This window comes from Spirosoma rhododendri, from assembly GCF_012849055.1.
GTDB lineage: Bacteria > Bacteroidota > Bacteroidia > Cytophagales > Spirosomataceae > Spirosoma > Spirosoma rhododendri.
This window is the reverse complement of the sequence record NZ_CP051677.1, coordinates 5,169,078-5,190,368: the sequence shown is the minus strand read 5'-3', so window position 1 is coordinate 5,190,368 and position 21,291 is coordinate 5,169,078. Positions and strand designations below refer to the sequence as shown.

General features: G+C 57.1%; 18 protein-coding genes. 9 read left to right on the top strand and 9 right to left on the bottom strand.

Annotated elements, in window-relative coordinates; genetic code table 11:
• Positions 1-44 precede the first annotated feature (44 nt).
• From HH216_RS21605 to HH216_RS21590, 5 genes are all read right to left on the bottom strand, one after another.
• Positions 45-1,013: an NAD(P)-dependent alcohol dehydrogenase gene (locus HH216_RS21605; protein ID WP_269808122.1), complete on the bottom strand. Its 969-nt coding sequence runs from the start codon at positions 1,011-1,013 to the stop codon at positions 45-47.
• 5 nt (positions 1,014-1,018) lie between these two features.
• Positions 1,019-1,147, bottom strand: coding sequence for a hypothetical protein (locus HH216_RS26505; RefSeq protein WP_269808120.1), 129 nt, complete (start codon positions 1,145-1,147; stop codon positions 1,019-1,021).
• Between the two features lie 195 nt (positions 1,148-1,342).
• Positions 1,343-2,668: a DEAD/DEAH box helicase gene (locus tag HH216_RS21600; protein WP_169552747.1), complete on the bottom strand. Its 1,326-nt coding sequence runs from the start codon at positions 2,666-2,668 to the stop codon at positions 1,343-1,345.
• Between the two features lie 294 nt (positions 2,669-2,962).
• Positions 2,963-3,814, bottom strand: a complete 852-nt coding sequence (locus HH216_RS21595) for an aldo/keto reductase (protein WP_169552746.1) — start codon at positions 3,812-3,814, stop codon at positions 2,963-2,965.
• A gap of 278 nt (positions 3,815-4,092) precedes the next feature.
• Positions 4,093-5,136 (bottom strand): NAD(P)-dependent alcohol dehydrogenase, encoded by a 1,044-nt coding sequence (locus HH216_RS21590; RefSeq protein WP_169552745.1) that lies wholly within the window; start codon positions 5,134-5,136, stop codon positions 4,093-4,095.
• A gap of 258 nt (positions 5,137-5,394) precedes the next feature.
• Here HH216_RS21590 and HH216_RS21585 point away from each other — a divergent pair, with 258 nt between their 5' ends.
• Positions 5,395-6,213: a class I SAM-dependent methyltransferase gene (locus HH216_RS21585; protein WP_169552744.1), complete on the top strand. Its 819-nt coding sequence runs from the start codon at positions 5,395-5,397 to the stop codon at positions 6,211-6,213.
• A gap of 98 nt (positions 6,214-6,311) precedes the next feature.
• Here HH216_RS21585 and HH216_RS21580 read toward each other — a convergent pair whose 3' ends face one another.
• Positions 6,312-6,728 (bottom strand): winged helix-turn-helix transcriptional regulator, encoded by a 417-nt coding sequence (locus tag HH216_RS21580; RefSeq protein WP_169552743.1) that lies wholly within the window; start codon positions 6,726-6,728, stop codon positions 6,312-6,314.
• 151 nt (positions 6,729-6,879) lie between these two features.
• On the opposite strand from HH216_RS21580, the gene HH216_RS21575 reads away from it, so the two are divergent.
• A complete protein-coding gene (locus HH216_RS21575; RefSeq protein ID WP_169552742.1) occupies positions 6,880-7,749 on the top strand; it encodes an SDR family oxidoreductase in 870 nt (289 codons plus the stop codon).
• A gap of 112 nt (positions 7,750-7,861) precedes the next feature.
• On the opposite strand, the gene HH216_RS21570 is transcribed toward HH216_RS21575, so the two are convergent.
• The 3 genes from HH216_RS21570 to HH216_RS21560 form a co-directional block, all read right to left on the bottom strand.
• Complete coding sequence (locus tag HH216_RS21570; protein WP_169552741.1) at positions 7,862-8,794, bottom strand: helix-turn-helix domain-containing protein; 933 nt, start codon at positions 8,792-8,794, stop codon at positions 7,862-7,864.
• 172 nt (positions 8,795-8,966) lie between these two features.
• Complete coding sequence (locus HH216_RS21565; protein WP_169552740.1) at positions 8,967-9,860, bottom strand: NAD(P)H-binding protein; 894 nt, start codon at positions 9,858-9,860, stop codon at positions 8,967-8,969.
• Between the two features lie 107 nt (positions 9,861-9,967).
• Positions 9,968-10,837: an SDR family oxidoreductase gene (locus tag HH216_RS21560; RefSeq protein WP_169552739.1), complete on the bottom strand. Its 870-nt coding sequence runs from the start codon at positions 10,835-10,837 to the stop codon at positions 9,968-9,970.
• Between the two features lie 252 nt (positions 10,838-11,089).
• Here HH216_RS21560 and HH216_RS21555 point away from each other — a divergent pair, with 252 nt between their 5' ends.
• From HH216_RS21555 to HH216_RS21525, 7 genes are all read left to right on the top strand, one after another.
• Positions 11,090-11,650 (top strand): RNA polymerase sigma factor, encoded by a 561-nt coding sequence (locus HH216_RS21555; RefSeq protein WP_169552738.1) that lies wholly within the window; start codon positions 11,090-11,092, stop codon positions 11,648-11,650.
• A gap of 100 nt (positions 11,651-11,750) precedes the next feature.
• Positions 11,751-12,839, top strand: coding sequence for a FecR family protein (locus HH216_RS21550; RefSeq protein ID WP_169552737.1), 1,089 nt, complete (start codon positions 11,751-11,753; stop codon positions 12,837-12,839).
• Between the two features lie 196 nt (positions 12,840-13,035).
• Positions 13,036-15,996, top strand: coding sequence for a TonB-dependent receptor (locus HH216_RS21545; RefSeq protein ID WP_169552736.1), 2,961 nt, complete (start codon positions 13,036-13,038; stop codon positions 15,994-15,996).
• A gap of 263 nt (positions 15,997-16,259) precedes the next feature.
• Positions 16,260-17,804 carry an FAD-dependent tricarballylate dehydrogenase TcuA gene (tcuA, locus tag HH216_RS21540; RefSeq protein WP_169552735.1) on the top strand — a complete coding sequence of 515 codons (1,545 nt, stop codon included), beginning with the start codon at positions 16,260-16,262 and terminating at the stop codon, positions 17,802-17,804.
• On the top strand, positions 17,801-18,952 hold the full coding sequence (locus HH216_RS21535) for a 2-methylaconitate cis-trans isomerase PrpF family protein (protein ID WP_169552734.1): 1,152 nt from the start codon (positions 17,801-17,803) through the stop codon (positions 18,950-18,952). Before tcuA ends, HH216_RS21535 begins: the two co-directional genes overlap by 4 nt.
• Positions 18,939-19,844, top strand: coding sequence for a DMT family transporter (locus HH216_RS21530; RefSeq protein WP_169552733.1), 906 nt, complete (start codon positions 18,939-18,941; stop codon positions 19,842-19,844). The genes HH216_RS21535 and HH216_RS21530 overlap by 14 nt, the downstream gene beginning before the upstream one ends.
• Positions 19,841-21,121 (top strand): MFS transporter, encoded by a 1,281-nt coding sequence (locus HH216_RS21525; RefSeq protein WP_169552732.1) that lies wholly within the window; start codon positions 19,841-19,843, stop codon positions 21,119-21,121. The genes HH216_RS21530 and HH216_RS21525 overlap by 4 nt, the downstream gene beginning before the upstream one ends.
• Positions 21,122-21,291 lie beyond the last annotated feature (170 nt).

Sequence of the window (21,291 nt, the reverse complement as noted above, 5' to 3'; positions counted from 1 at the left end):
ATAAAACTCTGTGTTCTCTGTGCCTCTGTGTTGAAAAACTATGACTACTCTTCGTTCTTCAGCGACTGCATGTCGATGATGTACCGGAAGCGAACATCCTCAGACTTGATTTTATCATACGCATCGTTGATATCCTGCATCTGAATCATCTGTACTTCCGGACGAATGTCGTGTTGGGCGCAGAAATCAAGAATTTCCTGTGTTTCGGCTACCCCGCCAATCAGCGATGCGCCTACGCTCAGCGACCTCTTAGCGACATTCATGTTGTTGGTAGCTTTCGCGTAAGGAGCCAGCAAACCAACCGTAACGATAGAACCCCGACGCTTCAGCAGCGGGATGTATGGGTTGATATCGAACTCGTCGGGGATGGTGCAGAGCAGAAACTCGTAGGTGTTTTCGTGCTCGGTCATTGCGTCTTTATCGGTCGAAATCAGCACATCCGACGCGCCGAGGGCCAGGGCGGCTTCCCGCTTATCTTCTTTCGTCGTGATCGCCGTTACCGTCGCGCCCATCGCTTTCGCAATCTGCACGGCCATGTGGCCCAGCCCACCGATGCCGATGACGCCCACACGGTCGCCCGGTTTAACGCCCCAGTGCTTCAATGGCGAGTAGGTGGTAATGCCCGCGCAGAGGATTGGGGCGGCCACTGATGGGTCGATATTGTCGGGAATGCTGAGGACAAACTTCTCTTTGACAACGATATTGGTCGAATAGCCGCCGTAGGTGTTGAAGTCCGACCCGTCGGGTTTCCAGTAGCCGTTGTACGTCGCCGTCCAGCCCACCGGCCCTTCACAAAACTGCTCTTCGCCTTCCTTGCAGGGGTTGCAGTGCTGGCACGAATCGACCATACAGCCCACACCAACGATATCGCCGACTTTGAATTTCGTAACGTCGACACCCGTTTGTACCACCTTACCCACTACCTCGTGGCCCGGTACGCAGGGGTACAGCGTGTTGCCCCAGTCGTTGGCGACCTGATGCACGTCGGAGTGGCATACACCACAGTACAGCACATCGATCAATACTTCGTCGGCTTTGGGGGATGACGATCGAATTCCATTTCTTTCAGCGTTTTACCGCCGATCAGTGCGCCTGAGGCACCGTAGCCCTTTGTTTTAATGCCCTGTTGTGTTTCCGTAGCAACCATGACGTCGAGTTAATTTGTAGAATTGATTGGGTACAATTTCATGTATTAACTCGAATTAAGTGACCGGGTTTGTGAGGTCAGCTACATTTTTAAGGAAACCAATCTATCGGGAATTGGCTAATTGCAACAGTGTCGGTGCTGCTGTTCAACTGGTGGTCAGGCGGTAACGAACCAACCTGTTTTGGCACGATGGACTTACCGCGCTACTTCGATTTTGTACTTCTTTCCCTTCATTTTTTCCTGACTGATTCGGGTCAGCAGTGCCGATACCTTCGTGGTCTTGACGGCGGCAAACGACATGAAATCCTGCACGTCGATACGCCCTAGCTCGCCTTTTTCGAGGGCTCCCTTCTGGGTGAAAAAGCCGACGATATCGACTTTGTTGAGTTTGTTTTTCCGACCGCCACTGATGTACAGCGTCTGAAACTCGGGCGGGGCAGGTAGCGCAAGTTTACCGTCGGATAGCCGGAACTCAGGCAGGTTGTCGGGTAGGTAAGCGGGGTAAGGTTCGTCGGAATGCAATAGCAGGTATACCGTTCCCGACGCGTGCATCCGGGCGGTGCGGCCGTTCCGGTGAACAAACTCCGGCTCGTTGGGCGGCAGATGATAATGAATCACGAACTTCATTTCGGGGATATCCAGTCCACGCGCGGCCAGATCGGTCGTAATCAGATAGCGCACACTGCCATTCCGAAACAGAATCAGGGCGCGTTCGCGGTCGTCCTGCTCCATGCCGCCGTGGTAAGCGCGGGCATAAATGCCCCGGTCGCCCAGCAGGGTACAGGTCCGGTCGGCGGTTTCGCGGTGGTTGCAGAAGATCAGGGCGGGTTCAGAATCGAGCGTACAAAGCAAACTGGTCAGGGCGTCGATTTTGTCTTTGTCCGGCGTATAAACCACTTCCATCGTCAGCGCGCGCGTGGCTGTCTCGTCGGCGGTAAACGTAAGCGTCGTGGGCGACTGAAGCCGCACAAAACCGGGAATGCTGATGCCCGCCGTGGCCGATACCAGCACCCGTCGGCGGAGGTTACGCAGCCCGTCGATGATAAAGGCCATCTCATCCTGAAAACCCAGCGTCAGCGACTTATCGAACTCGTCCAGAATCAGCGTATGTATACCGTCGAGCGCAAACGACCGGCGGGTAATGTGGTCGGCGATGCGGCCGGGCGTACCGATCAGTACGGCTGGTGGGTTGCTCAGGTTACGAATTTCGGTATCGACCGGATGCCCGCCGTAGCAGACGTTGACCTTGTAGCCCGTCGCCATCTTTTTCCAGACCTGCTCAATTTGAATCGCCAGCTCGCGCGACGGTACCAGAATCAGGCACTGCACGGTCGGGCTGTCGGGGGTAAGCAACTGAAGCAGCGGCAGCAGAAACGCTACGGTTTTACCCGAGCCGGTCGGTGCCACCAGAAATGTATCGGTTTTGCCCGGAATGGCAGTCAGAGCGGCTTCCTGCATGGGGTTCAGGGCCGTAATACCCAGACTGGTCAATAGCCGGTCGTGTTGTTGTGTCGCACTCATGCCCCAAAAGTACGCCAAATAGCCGGGGACACCGTCGTCGGTTCCGCCAGCCGACTGTCGTAGACGAGTTAAAAAACGGTATCTACCTCCCGGGTCTGTGTAGACACAGGCCTAAGAATTTTACGTCAACCGAATAATAGTTGTCGTAAACGTGAAATAGTCGTCCCCGGCAGCTTCCAGCTGTCGGAGTCGCGTAAGCGGCTAATCAAGCAATCGCATTTAGCCTGCGGCTCCGACAGCTGGAAGCTGTCGGGGACAACGTAATCACGCAATGCACCAGTTGGCGCAACCGAGCTAGAAACTAACCGTGTCTGGGTTAAGGCCTGAGCCACCGATGTACGGCAACTGATTAATTGTCTGCACATCAGCGTCGGTCAGCGTAAAGTCCAGTACGTCCAGATTTTCGCGGATGCGGTGGGGCGTTACTGATTTGGGTAGTGGGAGCGTACCGGTTTGCAGACACCACCGGATACACACCTGCGCCACCGATTTGCCGTAGTTGGCCGCAATACCGGTCAGTGTTTCATCCGTCAGCATCTTACCCGTTCCCAATGGCGACCATGCCTGCACCAGGATATTGTGGTCGTTGCAGTAATCAACCGTTTCAGTTTGCATGAATCCGGGGTGATATTCAATCTGATTGACCATCGGCGTAACGGTCGCCGTTTTGGCCAGCGCGTCGAGGTGATGGGGCAGGAAATTACTGACACCAATGGCCTTGATACGCCCGTCGTTGTACAGTTTTTCGAATGCCCGCCACGTCTCGGCGTTGATCGTCTGCCAGTCGCTGAACTGCTTTCCGTTGGAGGGCCAGTGAATCAGGTACAGGTCGAGGTAGTCGAGTCCGAGTTTGCCCATCGACTCATCGAACGCCTTCAGAGTCGTGTCGTAGCCGCGCTGCGTGTTCCAGAGTTTGGTCGTGATAAACAGCTCCGACCGGTCGATGCCGCTATCGGCGATGGCCTGCCCGATACTGGCTTCATTGCCATAAGCAGCCGCCGTGTCGATATGGCGGTACCCCGCTTCGAGCGCGGCTTTCACAGAACTGATTGCGGTATCGCCATCGGGTGTTTGCCAGGTGCCGAAACCAATTTGGGGAATCGTAACGCCATTGCTGAGCGTGTACGTGGGGATGGATGTATTCATAACGAGTGAGTTAGTTTGTATGGCTTCAAAAAGAATCTGTCTACCTCTAAATCCCCGGAAGGGCAGGGCTGTTAAGTGCTGGTCCGTTTACCCCCCAGCCCCCTGAAGGGGGAGAAGTTCATTCGCGGAATGCTCCCCCTTCAGGGGGCTGGGGGGTAAACGGACCGAAGGAGATTTGGCTATTGTCAAGACCAGTTTAAAAGCTTAACAGCCCTTCCTTGGAGGGGATTTAGGGATAATCAAAAGCTACTCCGATGAGTCGGTTGGAGTGGGGGTCCCTACAACGTCTTCATATCGATCACGAAGCGGTACCGTACGTCGCCTTTCAGCATCCGTTCGTAAGCCGTTTCGATGTCTTTCATGTCGATCAGTTCGATGTCCGATGTGATGTTGTGCTCGGCGCAGTAGTCGAGCATTTCCTGCGTTTCGGGCAGGCCGCCGATCATCGAACCCGCCAGACTCTTGCGGCCCGGAATCAGGCTGAACGCAACGATCTGCGACGGAGTTGGTGGTGCACCCACGCAGATGTGTACGCCGTCGGTTTTCAGCATACCCAGGTACATGTTGTAGTCGTGCGAGGCCGATACCGAGTCGATGATGAAATCGAAATAGCCCTGCACACCTTTGAGTTGCTCCGGGTCTTTGGTCACCACGAACTTGTGCGCACCCAGCCGTTTGGCGTCATCTTCCTTGCCCGGCGACGTGCTGAGTACCGTTACTTCGGCACCAAACGACGCGGCAAATTTCACGGCCATGTGGCCCAGCCCGCCCAGACCCAGCACGGCTACTTTGTGGCCTTCGCCTACTTTCCAGTGGCGTAGTGGCGAGTAGGTCGTGATACCGGCGCAGAGCAGCGGGGCAACAGCCGCCAGATCGAGCCGCTCATCGACGTGCAGGACGAACGCTTCATCGACGACGATAAAGTTAGAGTACCCGCCGTAAGTCGGTGTTTTGTGGTCCTGCTCGGTACCGTTGTACGTTTGCGAATGGCCGTTGAGGCAGTACTGCTCCAGTCCGTCGGAACAGTTTTCGCAGTGGCGGCACGAATCGACCAGACAGCCGACACCCGCCAGATCGCCCACTTTGAACTTACTGACTTCGCTGCCGACGGCTGTTACGCGACCCACAATTTCGTGGCCGGGTACCATCGGGAAAATTGATCCGCCCCATTCGTCGCGAACCTGGTGGAGGTCGGAGTGGCACACGCCACAGTAGAGGATATCGAATTGTACATCGTGCGGGCCGGGTTCGCGCCGGTCAAAATTAAAGGGACCCAGTGGCGTTTTGGGGTCCTGTGCGGCATAGCCTTTTGCGGCAATCATACGTGGTTGGGTAATTGTGTATAAACAAATTATCAACCCCGTTTTTCCACGAAGTGTTCGTCTGTTTCCCTCCGTGGCGCCGGTCCCGAACGGGCTATGCCCATCAAAAAACGGTTTCTCGACCGAAGCGAACCACCAGTCTGTTTGCTAATCGGTACGCCAGGATAAATCATACAACCGTTCGATCAATTTGTTGATTAGCAAGCGGTTAAGGCTTTTAACGTTGCTCAACAAATAGCACTAACCGGTCATTCTCAGATGGAAACTAACCCAAACAAAGCCTTGTGGGAAAAAGGTGATTTTACCAAACTCGCTGAACTGATGCGAAAAAGCGGGGAAACGTTCGTGGCGACCCTGGGCATTACGCCAACGATGCACGTGCTTGACCTCGGCTGTGGCGACGGAACAACGGCCCTGCCCGAAGCCCGGCTTGGTGCCACGGTGCTGGGTGTCGACATTGCCCGGAATCTGGTCGCTGCGGGTAACGAACGCGTGAAAGCGGAGGGGCTGACCAACTGCACCTTTCAGGAGGGCGACGCCACCGACCTGCACGCGCTGGCCGATGCCTCGTTTGACCTGGTGGTCAGTATGTTCGGAGCCATGTTTGCCCCCAAACCAGTCGACGTTGCGCGGGAAATGGTGCGGGTAACCAAACCGGGTGGCCGCATCGTGATGGGTAACTGGATACCCGGCGACCCAACGCTGGTGGCGCAGATGCTGAAAATTAGTGCGGCCTACTCACCACCGCCACCGGACGGATTTATCAGCCCGATGCTATGGGGTTCGGAAGCCAATGTTGTTGAGCGATTCGGGCAGGCAGGTATACCCAGCGGGAATATCCGTTGCGAGAAAGACACGTTCATCTTCGACGCACCGATGCCACCGTCCGATTTCATTTACCGGTTTAGAAACTACTACGGCCCCAGCATGAACGCGTTCGACGCGGCCGAAAAGAACGGCCGGGTAGACGAACTACAGCAGGAATTAACCGATCTCTTCGCCCGTCAAAACCAGAGTACTGACCCAAACCATACCACGATACCCGCTGCCTTTCTGCGGGTGACAGTAACGCGCTGACCCGACGCTATTTGGCCGCAAAGTCCCGATTCCGACGTTGACAACGGCCGGAATCGGGACTTTGCATTGGTCAGAAACGTAAACGTTCCGGTCGAATCCTACCAATCAGCAGTGACTGGCTCCGGTTCGCTGATGGGCGCAGGAGCCGTATTGTCGTGCAGAATCCGCCGACGATGATTAATCCCCCAGCTGGCCATTTCTTCGATGATTTTTTCCAGCGTCCGGCCGTAGTCGGTCAGCCTGTACGATACCGTTACGGGCTTGGTGTCGTGTACCGTCCGGATTACCAGTTCGTTGTCTTCCAGCTCCTTCAACACCTGCGAGAGCATTTTGGCACCGATGCCATCGACAATGCGCTGCAACTCGCCGAAGCGGCATTCGCCCAGAAAATTTAGTGAGCTGATGACGGCAATGCGCCATTTGCCGCTGACCAGATCAAGCGTGTCGTAGATAGCACGAAGTTGCTCGTGGCAGTGGGGCGTAAATCGAAACTCGTCGGTCTTTTTCTGGTTCATGGGCAGGGTACTTTCTCAGGGGAAACTACTTTCGTTTTGGAAACTACTTTCAAAAGTAAATCAAAGGTAGGTCATTTGTACTAGCAATGTGCGGCCGTTGATTGATGACAGAGCGCACAACTTGATTGTAGGTATTAAAACGAATAGAACCATGATTCTTGTAACCGGAGCTACCGGCCATCTGGGCGGTGCCGTTGTTGATTTTCTGCTTAAAAAAGTAGCTGCCGATCAGGTAGCCGTACTGGTACGGGATGCTGCCAAAGCCGCTGACCTGGCCGAAAAAGGGGTTAGTGTCCGTGTCGGCAATTACCACGACAAAGCGTCGATGGTGCAGGCGTTTCAGGGCGTCGATACGTTGTTGCTTGTCTCGACCAGCGATCTGGACGACCGGGTTGGGCAACACCTCAACGTAATCAATGCCGCGAAGGAAGCGGGCGTAACGCGGGTAGTCTACACGGGCGTAACGATGCAGAACATCGACCAGTCGCCGTTGAAAGACTTCATGGGTGAGCACTTTGAAACCGAAGAAAACCTGAAGAAATCGGGCCTGACGTACACCTTCCTGCGCAACAGCCTGTATGCCGATGTACTGCCGATGTTCTTCGGTCCCGGTGTGCTGGAAACGGGTATTTTCCTGCCAGCAGGGCAGGGGCGCGTGCCGTATGCTACCCGCGAAAACATGGCCGAAGCAGCCGCCAACGTGCTTGCCGGCGACGGACACGACAACCAGACCTACGAGCTTGTCAACACGGAAAGCTGGTCGATGGACGATGCGGCTGCCATCCTGTCGGAACTGGCTGGTAAAAGCATCACCTACACCGACGCGCCAAACGACGTGTATACCAATGTCCTGACGAACGCAGGCGTACCGGAAGGTGCGATCGGGTTCACAATCGGTTTTGCCAATGCCATTGGTAAGAACGATTTCGACCTGCCCGGCGATACACTGACGCAACTGCTCGGCCGGAAACCGGCGTCACTGCGCGACTACCTGCAAACCACGTATTTCGGTGGTAAGTAACGGGTAGCGCACCCAACCGGGTTGTGTATCGGCCCCGCTGTTCAGATCGATGAACGGCGGGGCCGATTTGTGGTTACCTGAATTTACCCCGTTCAGCTGAATACCGGCAAGCTTAATTAAACGACTGCCGAAATTCGACGGGCGACTGACTGGTTTTGCTTTTAAACAGCTTACTGAACGACTGCGGGTGCTCGAAACCCAGCGCGTACGCAATCTCGTTGACCGACAGATCGGTGGTCGATAACTGCGCTTTAGCCCGCTCGATGAGTTTGTTGTGAATGTGCTGCTGCGTGCTTTGGCCGGTCAGGGTTTTGAGCAGGCCGCTCAGGTAGTTGGGCGACACGTTGAGCGCATCCGCCACGTACTGCACCGTCGGCAGGCCGGTTTCGATGAGCAATTCGCGGGCAAAATAAGCATCTAACGTGCTTTCAAGCCGGTCGAGTAGCTTGTTGTTCGTCAGGCTGCGGGTGATAAACTGCCGTTTGTAGAATCGCTCGGCGTACTTGAGCAGCACTTCCAGTTGCGCCACGATAATGTCGCGGCTCAGCGTGTCGATAGCCGACTGGTACTCCTGTTGAATACTGCGAATGATGCCCACCATCGTTTCTTCTTCCTTGTCAGACAGAAACAGCGCTTCATGCACTGCGTAGTCGAAGTAGTCATAGTGCCGGATGGTCCGGGCGAGGGGCGTGTTCCACAAAAAATCCGGGTGAATGAGCATAATCCAGCCCGACGATTTTACGGGGTTAGCCCCCGCCGGTCGATCCGACGCCGGTGCCGGTTCAATGCTGAATACCTGCCCCGGTGCGATAAAAAACAGTACACCTTCGTCGAAATCGTAGGTCTGCTGCCCATATTTCATCTTGCTGTGCGGGTTCCGTTTCAGGGCAATGGAATAGAAATCGAGCACCAGACTAACCGGCTCACAGTCATACGATTTGTCGAGCTGATCGAGATTGATCACGCTAATGAGCGGGTGTTCCGGCCGGGGCAGTTCCCGAACCTGATGGTACTCACTGATGGTGCTGATACGACGCGGCTGCATGGTAGTTAGGCGCTATTTTTTGTGATGCTATTGCTTGTCATCCCGACGTTAGGACCGGGCCGCCGGAGCGGGGATCTTCGGTAAGAACAAATGAAACTACCTGTCAGCGGAGATCCCCGCTCCGGCGGCCCGGTCCTAACGTCGGGATGACAAAAAAATGAAATAATAAGCACTACGACCGGTTGTAAGCGGCTGCGAAGTCGGCGGCAAAATCGTCAAACGTAACGCGCCCAAACGTGGGTTTGTTGCGGTTGTAATCGGCCTGCAACCGACCACTGTGGAGACTGCCGTACAGCTCGACCATGCCCTCGGCGAGATTCGCGGGCAGACCGGCGGCCGTCAGACCTGCCAGCGTTTCGTCGTCGCTGATGAGTACCCATTGCAGGTCCGGCCTGCCGATAGCCGCGCCCAGTTTGGCGGCTGCTTCGTTGCCCGTTATTTCGTCACTGCCGACGTACCGGATTTTCCGGTGTTCGGCGGGCTGTTCAATTTCGTCGGCGATAGCAGCTGCAATGTCGAGCGGGGAAACCATCGGGATCAGGTCGTCGGCTCCGTAGTTGGCCGCGATACGTCCGGTGTATTTGATCTGCCCGATGATGCCGAACAGGTTGTAGTAGAACGAGGTCGGGCGGATGTGCGTGATGGCGACGTCGGTCAGTTCGTTCAGTATGGTTTCGCTGTCGTGCGACCCGACGATAAAGCCGGTACCATGGTCGAGATCGGCACCGAAGCTGCTCAGGTAAATGGCCCGTTTGACGCCCGCCTGCCGGATCGCCTGCGCGTAGGCCGTGGCTGTGTTGCGGTAAAACGGCAGCGGTTCAATGGTTGGGTCGTGGAAGTACGCGGGCGGGGTCATGCAGTACACGAGGTCGGCCCCGGCGAAGGTTTTAGTCAGAAAATCAGCGTCTTGCACCGAGCCGATGGCGGCTGCCGCACCGATGGCTTCGATGTCGGTCTGCCGGTCGGCACTGCTGCTGATAACCGTGACGCTATGCTCATTTTGCACGAGCTGTTGCGTGAGGGGCTTGCTGATATGGCCCAGCGAACCGGTGATAACGATGTTCATGGCGTTGCTTTTTGTTTTTGCAAAGGTCTGCCTTCTGCGCCCGGCTGGCGTAGCCGAATCTACGGTTGTCCTAACTGGATCACGGGTTTGCTCCGTCTAATTATCAATCACCGCACCAGACTAAACAGCCGGGCAAGCCCCTCGTTCAACGACGCCGGTTTGCGGCCCAACAGGGTTTCCAGATCAGGGGTTACGATATCTTCCTGCCCGTTGGCAATGTCGGTGATGAAGCCGGTGATGCGCCGAGCCATGACGTCGGGCAGGCCGCGCCCGATGAGTTGCGCTTCGAAAGCGGCTGGCTCAACGGGGGTGTAGGTAACCGGCCTGCCCGACAGGTCGGTGAGGGCCGCAGCGATGTCGTGGAACGAATACGTTTCCCGGTTGGTAAGCTGGTAGGTTACGCTACCTTCGGGTGGCCGGACCAGAGCGTTGGCCATCGCTTCGCCCATGTCACTCCGCAGGGCAAACGACACCCGACCCTGCCCCGCCGGTACAACGATGCCGCGCTCGAAAACGGCATTGCCCCCAATGAACTGCGGAATGGCGTCCATGTACAGGATGTTTCGAAACAGCGTGTACGTCAGGCCGCTGGCTTTGATGTAATCTTCCGTCTGGAAATGCCCGTCCATCAGCCGATTCACCAGCGTCGTGCGGTCTTTGAGGGCACGGCTTGTGTAGGCAATGCGCTGCACACCCGCCCGTTTGGCCGCGTTGACCACGTTCTGGTGCTGCTGCACGCGCTTTTCTTCATCGGTGCCCGCTACCAGCAGTACCGTGTCGATGCCCTGCATCGCCCGGTCGAGCGAGGCCGTATCGTCGTAGGTACCCACGCGCAGACTTACGCCCAGTTCGCGCAGGGGAGCGGCTTTCTGCTCGTCGCGCACGAAGGCCGCAAGCTGGCTGGCAGGTACTTGTTTCAGTAGGTGGTCGATGACGGCCCCGCCCAGTTGGCCGGTGGCTCCCGTTATTAGTATCATGGTATTCGCTGGTTTGGCTGGTACAAAGGTCCGCCCTTCCCACACCCCCGCCGTAGCCAGATTTACGATTGTTGTAGCCGAATCAATGGTCGTGACCAGTAAATCGGTAAGTAATTTTACTCTGGGTTGCTGGTGGCTGTTTGCGAGCGGATAGGCTAGCTTGCGCGGGGTAGCCGGACAGGTTTATTGGTTTGTCATGCTTGAAAAACGCAGAGATAATCTGCACTTTTGTGTTATCCTTCAATTTCGTCTATGAATAATGCAGAAAATGGCCGCTATGTTGACACGCTGGTGCTCCAGGCCCTTCGGCAGGACGATGAGAAGGCATTGCAGTTTTTGTTTACCACCTACTACAATCCGCTATTCCGGGCCGGGGTGAAATGGTCGCACGACAGCGCCCTCACCGAAGAAGCTATTCAGGGCGTTTTTCAGGACCTGTGGCAGTACCGGCAGACGTTGGGCGACGTAAGCTCGTTCGAGGCTTACCTCAAAGGATCACTGAAAAAGCGGCTGGCGAAGGCCGCTGCTCAGGGGCAACGCACAGCGACCGAACCCCTGACCGACGATTACCTGCCGGTTACGTCGTACGAAGATATTCTGGTGGCGCAGGAGGAAGACGATTCCCGGCGCACCCGGCTGGTGCAGGCCATGAACGAACTGACCACCCGGCAGAAAGAGATTGTCACCCTCAAATACTTTGAAGAACTGTCGTACAAAGAAATTGCGGAGCAGACCGGCCTGCAAATCGACAGTATCTACAAGACCCTGCACGAAGCCCTGAAACGGCTCAAAACTGTGCTGAAACCCATCTGATCGGGCAAGTATAAATTTTCTGCAAAATTTTTTGAAAAAACCGGGAAGATTCTGGCTGTTGGGTTCCTCTGTATGAGTGAATACCAACCGACGTTATCCTGTGAAACCGATTTATCCGCTTGCTACCGACGACCTGCTGACCAACGAAGGCTTTCTGAATTATTACTTTCAGAAAAACGAAGCCGACGTTTGGGAGTGGGACGAATTTCTGGAAGATCACCCCGATCAGCAGCCCACCGTCGATGCGGCCGTGGCCATTCTGGACCGGCTTTCGCTGAAATGGTCGGAAGTGCACATCCGGCAGCAATTTCTCCAGATGCAGGACCGGCTGGTTTCAGCCACGACCGCAGAACCCGAGCCGGTTGTTCGCCCGCTGCATACGTCCATCAACTGGAGCCGCTGGGGGCTGGGGCTGGCGGCATCAGTAGCGCTGATTTTAGGCATCTGGGCCTACAGCCGCACAGCAGTCTCCGAGTCGCTGTATGATCGGCAGGTCAGCCAGAAGGCCCTCATCGAACGGGTGAACCCGGCCAACGAACCGATGCGCGTCGACCTGCCCGATGGGAGTTCGGTCCGGCTGGCCCGCAACAGTCGGCTGAGTTACCCGGCGCAGTTTGCGGGGGCCGTTCGGGAGGTGTATCTCGATGGCGACGGCTTTTTCGACATCACCCGCAATCCCAAGCAGCCCTTTCTGGTCCATGCCGGGGAGGTAGTCACGAAGGTGCTGGGCACCAGCTTTCTGGTCAAAACGAGTACGGCCAGCGATGCGGTGGAGGTAGTTGTCAGGACGGGTAAAGTATCGGTTTACCGCGAAACAGACAGTAATCGCCCCGCCCTCGCCAAAAAATTACAGGGCGTTATCATCACACCCAATCAGCAACTTATCTACAACCGGCAGGCCGACAGTTTCGCCAAAAACATCGTCAGCCAGCCGCTCTTGATTCAGCCCGAAACTGCGGCCGACTTCACGTTTCAGAATACCCCGGCGGCTACGGTTTTCGAGCGGATCGAACGGGCCTACGGTATCCCGATTCTGTACGATGCGGCCCTGATGCGCGACTGCCCCGTTACGGCATCGCTGGCCGACGAGTCGCTTTACGGTAAACTCGATCTGATCTGTCGGGCCATCGAAGCGCAGTACGAAGCCGTCGACGGGCAGATTATCGTGAGCGGGAAAGGTTGCCGCTAAACGCAGTCAGTGAAAAAAAACGGCAGTTCTGCGCCAACAGAACTGCCGAAAGTAAGTGCCCCGGAACCGAGCGCCAACTCTGTTGCGGGGGAATGTTGCCCACTTTTCAGTGGACGCCAGGTTCTCGTTGCCACAACTTAAACCCGTTAAATCTATGTATTTTTTCTCTACGAGGCAGCCCTTACTGCTCAAACTCATGAAATTGAGCTGTGCCCAGTTTCTCCTTGTGATCCTCTTTTCCGGGCTGACCTACGCTACCGAAATCCGGGCGCAGGAAGTGCTGGCCCGCCCCGTAACCTTCCAGTGCCAGAACCAGCAGCTCGACCGGGTACTGGCCCAGCTTGAAACACTCACGCAGGTAAAATTCATTTTTAGCTCCCGGCTGATTCAGAGCGACCGGCTCGTGACACTCAATGCCCGGCAGGAAACGCTCTCCAACGTGCTGAAGCTGCTGCTGCAACCCATGCGCCTGACCTACGAAATCAGCGGCAACAAAATCATCCTGAACCGTTCGGCCGATGCAGGCCCAAACGTACCCAGCCCCGCCGGTATGGAAAAACAGACCGGAAAGGTGACCGACGAGCGGGGCGAAGCGATGCCGGGCGTTAGCGTGGTGGTGAAAGGCACCCAGCGCGGCACCGCCACCAGCCCCGAAGGCACGTTCAGTATCGACGCTAACATCGGCGAAACGCTGATTTTCTCGTACATCGGCTACGTCAGCCGGGAGGTTGCCATCGAAAACAACAACCCCCTCACGGTATCGCTCAAACAGTCGGAAGCCAACCTGTCGGAAGTGGTCGTCGTGGGGTCGCGCTTTGCCCAGCCCCGCACCGACGTCGACCGGCCCGTAGCTATTGATGTGATCAGTGCCAAAGAACTGCAATCGTCGGGACAGGTCGATCTGGGGCAGACGATTACGTTTGCGGCTCCGTCGTTCAACGCCGTTAAGTTCGGTATCAATGATGCCGCCCCCTTCGTCGATCCGGCTACGCTGCGCGGCCTCGGCCCCGATCAGGTGCTGGTATTGGTCAATAACAAACGTCGGCACAAGGTATCGTTCGTCAGTATCAACGACGGCGTGGGTAAAGGGCAGGTCGGTACCGACATCAACGTGGTGCCCTCGCTGTCGCTGAAGCGGGTGGAAGTCCTGCGCGATGGGGCCGCAGCTCAGTACGGTTCCGACGCCATTGCCGGGGTTATCAACCTTGAACTTAACGACGCGGCAAAGGGCGGAGCCATCAACGTATTTACCGGTATCGGCTACTCGAAGCCCAACCTGGACGTAACCGGGCAGATTCCACCGACGCTCATCACCGACGGAGCCACCTATAACCTGAATGCCAATTTCGGCCTGAAGCTGGCACAAAAAGGGTTTGTCAACACCACCGTAACCTACGCACATACCGATGGCTACGACCGGTCGGGTACGTACAAATCGTCGGCGGGTTATTACGTCAAAGACCCCGTGCAGGACGCCCAACTGGTGAAACAAAACAACATCGACCTGAACCGGGCCGTGCTGGGGTCGGCCCGCAATACCACTTACGGCATTTTTATCAACGCTGGTCTGCCGGTGGGCAAAAACTGGCAGCTATACGGTTTCGGCGGCTACACCCACAAACACGTCGTAACGGGTGTGTTCACCCGCGCCCCAACGAACACGCGCCGGTCGGACCTGACGATTTTTCCGAACGGCTACAACCCCGAAGCCCCCGCGAATTTGCAGGACGTCTCGCTGACGGCCGGCCTGAAAGGAAAACTCGGTGAGTGGAACGCGGATTTCAGCGTGTCGCAGGGCATGAATCAGGTTGACTGGTACGTGCGCAATACGGTGAACCCGAGCCTGGGCGCTCAGTCGCCGACCTCGTTTTACGTGGGGCAGACCCGCAACACGCAGTCGCTCTTCAACGCCGATGTGGCCCGCACTTACCGGCAGGGCAGCTACCCGAATTTCAACCTGGGGGCCGGTACCGAGATCCGCTATGAAACCTACCGCCTGCGCTCGGGCGACCCGGCGTCCTACGAAGCGGGGCCGCTGCGCCTGACGAAAGACATCGGTTCGTTGGGTCGGGAAGGGTTCAGCAACTGGGCTGCCGGGCAGTGGGGCCGGACCAACGTTGGGGTGTACGTAGAAGGCGAAAGCGACCTGACCGCCAAGCTGCTGGTGGGCGCGGCTGCCCGGTTTGAGAACTACAGCGACTTCGGTTCCAACATGTCGTACAAAATCAATTCGCGCTACAAAATTGCCGAGCCGTTTGCCGTGCGGGCGTCATTCAGCCGGGGCTTCCGCGCCCCGTCGGTCACGCAGGCCTACTACAGTAACTACGTCAACATCTCGTTCGACAACGCGGGCAATTCGATCATCAACCCCATTATCCCGGCTGAGTCGGCACTGGCTGAACTGCTGGGTATCGACGGGCTGAAGCAGGAAATCTCGCGCGACTACTCGGCGGGGATCACCTCGAAAATCGGGCAGTATTTCACGTTGACCGCCGACCTCTACCAGATCGATGTCGATAACCGCATCATGCTGTCGGGCAACATCGACGTGTCGAAGATTCCGCAGTTCGTGGCGGCTGGCTTCCCGCAAACGGCTAACGTATTTGTCAACGCCATCGACACCCGCACCCGTGGTTTCGAGCTGGTCACGACCTACAACCGGCCATTGACGACGAAAAGTAAAATCGGCATCAACCTGGCGTATTCGTCGATGAACACGAGCCTGCGCGCCAACCGTAAAACGGCGACGGGCATCGAAGTAGCCGATCAGGTGGCGACCCTGTACATCACCGATGGTCTGCCGCGAGACAAATTTATCGGTACGGTCAACTACGACTACGGCAAATTCGGCCTGATGGTGCGCGGCTCGCGCTTCGGGCAGGTATCGGACCCGCTGGCTACGCTGGCCGTGAAACCAACCGATGTCAGCGCGCCGACCTATCAGGTGTTCAGCGCCAGAACGTTGTTCGACGCGTCGGTGACGTTCCGCCCCGTTCGGAAGCTGTCTGTTATCGGCATGGTCAACAACGTTTTCGACGTATACCCCGATCTGCTTCAGGTGCCCCAAACGAATAGTGAAGTCGTTTTCTCGCGCCGGACCAACCAGTTCGGTATGCAGGGCCGCTTCCTGAATTTGACGGTGAACTACGCTTTTTAAGGGGTTGGCGTTGACCTCGGACAATGACCTCACCCCCGGCCCCTCTACTAAAACAGGAGAGGGGTGACTAGCCCCTTCGGTTTCTATCGATCAACTAGGTGTGACCATCGACATCATCATAAAACGAATACCAGTTAGTCTTTAAAACCTCCCCTCTCCTGTTTTAGGAGAGGGGCCGGGGGTGAGGTCAGCCGCCAGCGGGAGATCAACGCCACACAATTTTTAGTACACCTTATTTGATTCCTACTCGAACTCAACCACTCATGAATACAACCCAACAGAACAACCTTTCTAGTGTCGACGTGCTGATTGTCGGCAGTGGCAGTGCGGCTTTGTGTGCGGGCATATCAGCCCTCGAAAACGGAGCCAGCGTGCTGATCGTCGAGAAAGCCGATGAAGCGGAGTGGGGTGGCAACAGCCGGTACACCGCCGGGGCCATGCGCTTCGCCTTCGATTCGGCCGACGAGATTCGCCCGCTCATCCGCGACAAGAGCGACGAACGGCTACCCATCACCGATTTCGGCAGTTACCCGAAAAGCCAGTTTCTGGCCGATCTGCAACATTTCAATCTGGGCGAACCACCCACCGAACTCCAACGGTTTCTGGTCGACGAAAGCCTGTCGGTGATGCAGTGGCTGGCGAGTCATAACGTCCGGTTCGACCCCAGCTACGCCCGGCAAAGTTTTCTGAAAGACGGGCGACATACGTTCTGGGGCGGCCTGGCCCTCGATGTGGAAGGTGAAGGCGATGGGCTGGTGCGGGCCGAACGGGCCGAGTTTGAGCGGCTGGGCGGCACGATCCTGTACAACTGCGCGGCTGAGGAAATCGACGTGCAGGATGGCGAGATTCAGGGCGTGCTGTGCAATCGGGATGGGGTTACGACCTGGATTCCGTGCCGCGCCGTGGTGCTGGCCTGCGGTGGGTTTGAAGCCAGCAAAGAACTCAGAACGAAGTTTCTGGGCGAAGAATGGGCCGACGCTAAAGTGCGCGGCACCCGCCACAACACGGGCAAAGGACTGGAACTGGCGTCCCGTCTGGGAGCCGGGCTGCGCGGTAATTTCGGCGGTTGCCACGCTGTACCGATGGACAAGCACATGCCCGATTACGGCAACACCGACCTGCCCCACAACGAGCGCAAGCACTACCGGAAAATCTCGTACCTGTACGGCCTGATGCTCAACGCCGATGGGCAACGCTTTGTCGATGAGGGCCTTGATATGCGCAACTACACTTACGCCCAGTTTGGTAAAGCTATCATCGAACAACCCGGCAACGTGGCCTGGCAACTGTTCGACGCCAGTGCCGAGCCGTACCTCTATGCCGACTACCGCTTCCGATTTACGAGCATGGTCGAAGCCGATACCCTGCCCGGCCTGATTGCCAAACTCGACGGTATCGATCAGGCAACCGCTTTGGCTACCGTCGACGCCTACAACAAGGCTACCGAAGTCAGCCGCGACGTACCGTTTGACCCTACCCGCAAAGACGGCAAACGCACCGAAGGACTTTCGCCCGAAAAAACCAACTGGGCCAACCCCCTCGCGACCCCGCCGTTTCGGGCTTATCCCGTCACCTGCGGCATTACGTTCACCTACGGCGGGTTAGCCGTTAATCAGAACGGGGAAGTGCTGACGCCCGACGAAGAACCCATTCCCGGCCTGTTTGCCTGTGGCGAAATGGTTGGGGGCGTTTTCTTTCATGGCTACCCCGGCGGTTCGGGTCTCACTTCCGGGGCGGTGTTTGGGCGGCACGCGGGGCAGTCGGCAGCGCAGTTTAGTGTACACGAATCATCCACATTGAACCAATGAACCGTTTCGCTCTGATTCTGATCGGGTTGGCCTATGCGCTGACCAGTCCGCTGGCTTCGCTGGCGCAGTCTTCTCCCGCACCCGCCAACGCCATCCCGTGCGTGTTCATGCGCGGGGGCACATCGCGGGGGCCGTTTCTGGACCTGCGCGACCTGCCCCGCAACCGCGCCCAGCGCGACTCGATTATTCTGCGGATTATGGGGTCGCCCGATGCGCGGCAGATCGACGGGCTTGGCGGGGCCGAAACTGTGACAAGCAAAGTTGTGATGGCGCAACCTTCGACCCGCCCCGGTATCGACGTCGATTACCTGTTCGCGCAGGTCGATCTGGAAAATCCGCTGGTCGACACGCTGCCGCCCTGTGGCAACATGATGGCGGGGGTGGGGCCGTTTGCCATTGAAAAAGGCTGGGTGAAAGCGACCAGCCCCGAAACGAAGGTGATGATCTACAACATCAACACCAACTCCGTGATTGAAGAGGTGATACAGACGCCCAACGGCCGGGTGCAATACAGCGGCAACGCGCATATCGATGGTGTGCCCGGTACAGCCGCCCCCGTGCTGATGAACCTCTTCGATCAGGTCGGCGGTAAAACCAAGAAACTCCTACCAACCGGTCAGCGAAAAGAGAAAATCGATGGGCTGGACGTGTCGATTCTGGACGCGGGCACGGTGATGGTGCTGCTCCGGGCCGATGCCTTGGGCCTGACCGGGGGGGAAGACGAAGCCTTTTTCAAGAACAACAAAGCCCTGATGGAACGGCTGGAGCGCATTCGCCGGGAAGCGGGTAAGCGGGCCGGACTGGGCGACGTATCGAACAGCGTACTGCCTAAGATCGGAATTCTGTCGAAGGCGCAGGGGGCGGACCATAACATCCGGTCGCGCTACCTGACTCCGCACGCCCTGCACCCCAGCCACGCCGTAACGGGGGCTATCTGCATCGGCACGGCTCTGAAAATTGGCAATACGGTAGCGAGTGAAGTAGGCCGGGAAAACGGTAAACCTACCGAACTGGTCGTGATCGAGCACCCGTCGGGCGTGATTGAAATCAATATCGAACTCGACGGGCAGGGCGATCAGATTCAGGTACGTAAAGTTGGCACCATGCGGACGGCCCGTAAGCTCATGCAGGGGTATGTCTTTTACTAGCCGCGCCGACCGATACGGAGTGAGCCGGGCCGTGCAGTACATGCTCCTCAGCACGTTCTGCTTCACGGCCATGCAGTCGCTGGTGAAGCTGCTGCCGCAGTTCGGCTACGCGCAGCACATCTTTTTTCGGTCGGTGATTGGCTGGGGACTGAGCGTGGGCTGCCTGCTGTGGGCGGGAGTGTCGCTGCGGGGCCGCAACCAGACCATGCTGGTGGTACGGGGGTTGGTGGGGTCGCTGTCGATGTTTTCGTTTTTCTACATCCTCACCCACATTCCGTTTGGGTCGGCGGTGGCGTTCAAATACCTGTCGCCCATTGCCACGGCGGGGTTTGCGGTGGTGATGCTGGGCGAAAAGGTGGCGCGTCGGCAATGGCTGTTCTACGGCATCACGTTCGTGGGGGTGTTGCTGCTGAAAGGCTTCGATCCGCGCATCAGCCTCTTCGACATGGGCATCGGGCTGCTGTCGGCGGTGTCGGGCGGGTTGCTGGCCGTCATCATCCGGCGCATCGGCGACGACGATCATCCGCTGGTCATTCTGCACTACTTTATGGCCATTTCGGCCGGGCTGGGCGGGGTCATCATGCTACCCGACTGGCAGACGCCCACGTTGGCTGATACCGGGTGGCTACTGCTGACCGGGCTGGTGGGCTTCTGGGCGCAGAACCTGATGACCAAAGCCATTCAGGCCCCCACCGAAGCGGTTAGTTTTCTGGCCATTATCCGCTATTCGGAAGTCATTTTCGCCCTCATCATCGGCTACGTCGTTTTCGATGAGGGCTACACCCGGCAAAGTATTCTGGGTATCATCCTGGTGTTTACGGGGCTGCTGCTCTCGTTTCGCCGACGGCAAAAACAAACTATCCCTACTAAACCTCAACCTGTTACCTCATGAAGAAACGTTATCAGCTTATTCTGGTCTTCGTCGTTTTTGCGATCATCACCTACCTCGACCGCAACTCGATTTCCTCCGTTGGCGACGACATTACCCGCGAACTTGGGCTGTCGGATCAGCAGTGGGGCCTGATCCTGTCGGCGTTTTCGCTGGCCTACGGTGCCTTTGAAATTCCCACCGGTCTGCTCGTCGACAAGGTGGGACCGCGCAAAACCCTGTTCCGTATCGTGCTGTGGTGGTCGGTGTTTACCCTGCTGACGGGCCTGGCAACGGGCTTCTATTTTCTGCTGATCGTCCGGTTTCTATTCGGCGCGGGCGAAGCGGGGGCGTTCCCAACGGTATCGGTGGCCATTGCCCGCTGGTTTCCATCAATTGAGCGGGGCCGAATTCAGTCGATTGTCTGGATGGGTAGCCGGATGGGGGGCGCAATGGCACCGATCATGTCGATCCAACTGGCCGAGAGCTTCGGCTGGCGCGGAGTGTTCTACCTGTTCGGCGGGCTGGGCCTGATGTGGGCGGCTTACTGGTTCTGGTGGTTTCGCGACGAACCCCGCGACATCAGAGGCATTCAGGCCGATGAGGTAGAACTGATCGAAAGCGGCCGGAGCATCAAGCACACATCGCACAAACTGCTGGCGTGGAAAACCGTGTTCGGCAACTCCAGCATCTGGGCCTTGATGGGCATGTACCACTGCCTGCTCTACGGCGCGTATTTTTATATGTCGTGGATGCCCAAATACCTGCAAAACGGGCGCGGTATTCCCAAGTCGCAGCTCGGCTGGATGGTGTCGCTGCCGTTTGTGCTGGGCATGGCGGGATGCCTGATCGGCGGCTTTGCGTCCGATTATTTCGTCAAAAAACGGGGTATAACCTTCGGGCGTCGTTACGTCGGGATGTTCGGGCTGGTGATGGCGGGTATCTGTATGATTGCCGGTTCGCTGATCCCTGACACCAGCATAGCCATCATTTTTCTGGGGCTGGGACTAGCCTTTAAAGACTTCACCCTGCCCGTAGCGTGGTCGGCCGCAACCGACATCGGCGGTCAGCATGCCGGGGCCGTATCGGGCACGATGGGTCTGGCCGGGCAACTGGGATCGGCCATTATGGCAACGGCTTTTGGCTACATCCTCCAGGCCACCGGCAGCTACGAACTCCCCGTGCGGCTCATCGGCGGTATCGTGATTCTGGGCGGCCTGCTCTGGTTCAAAATCGACGCCAGCCAGCAACTCCGCGACGAAACCGACCAGCCCCAACCCGCCACCGAACTGACGGTCTGATAGCGTTTTGATGTTTCTGTAGTAAGCGCCCACAACCAATTGGCCGCTCGATAGTGATTCATTTGCCCCACCGTGCCGATGAATTGCTGTTGAGCGGCCAATTCGTTGTGGGCTTTTTCGTTCCCGGAGTCTGGTTGCGTTGGGGCTGGTTGTTATTCCGCATTTCGGCT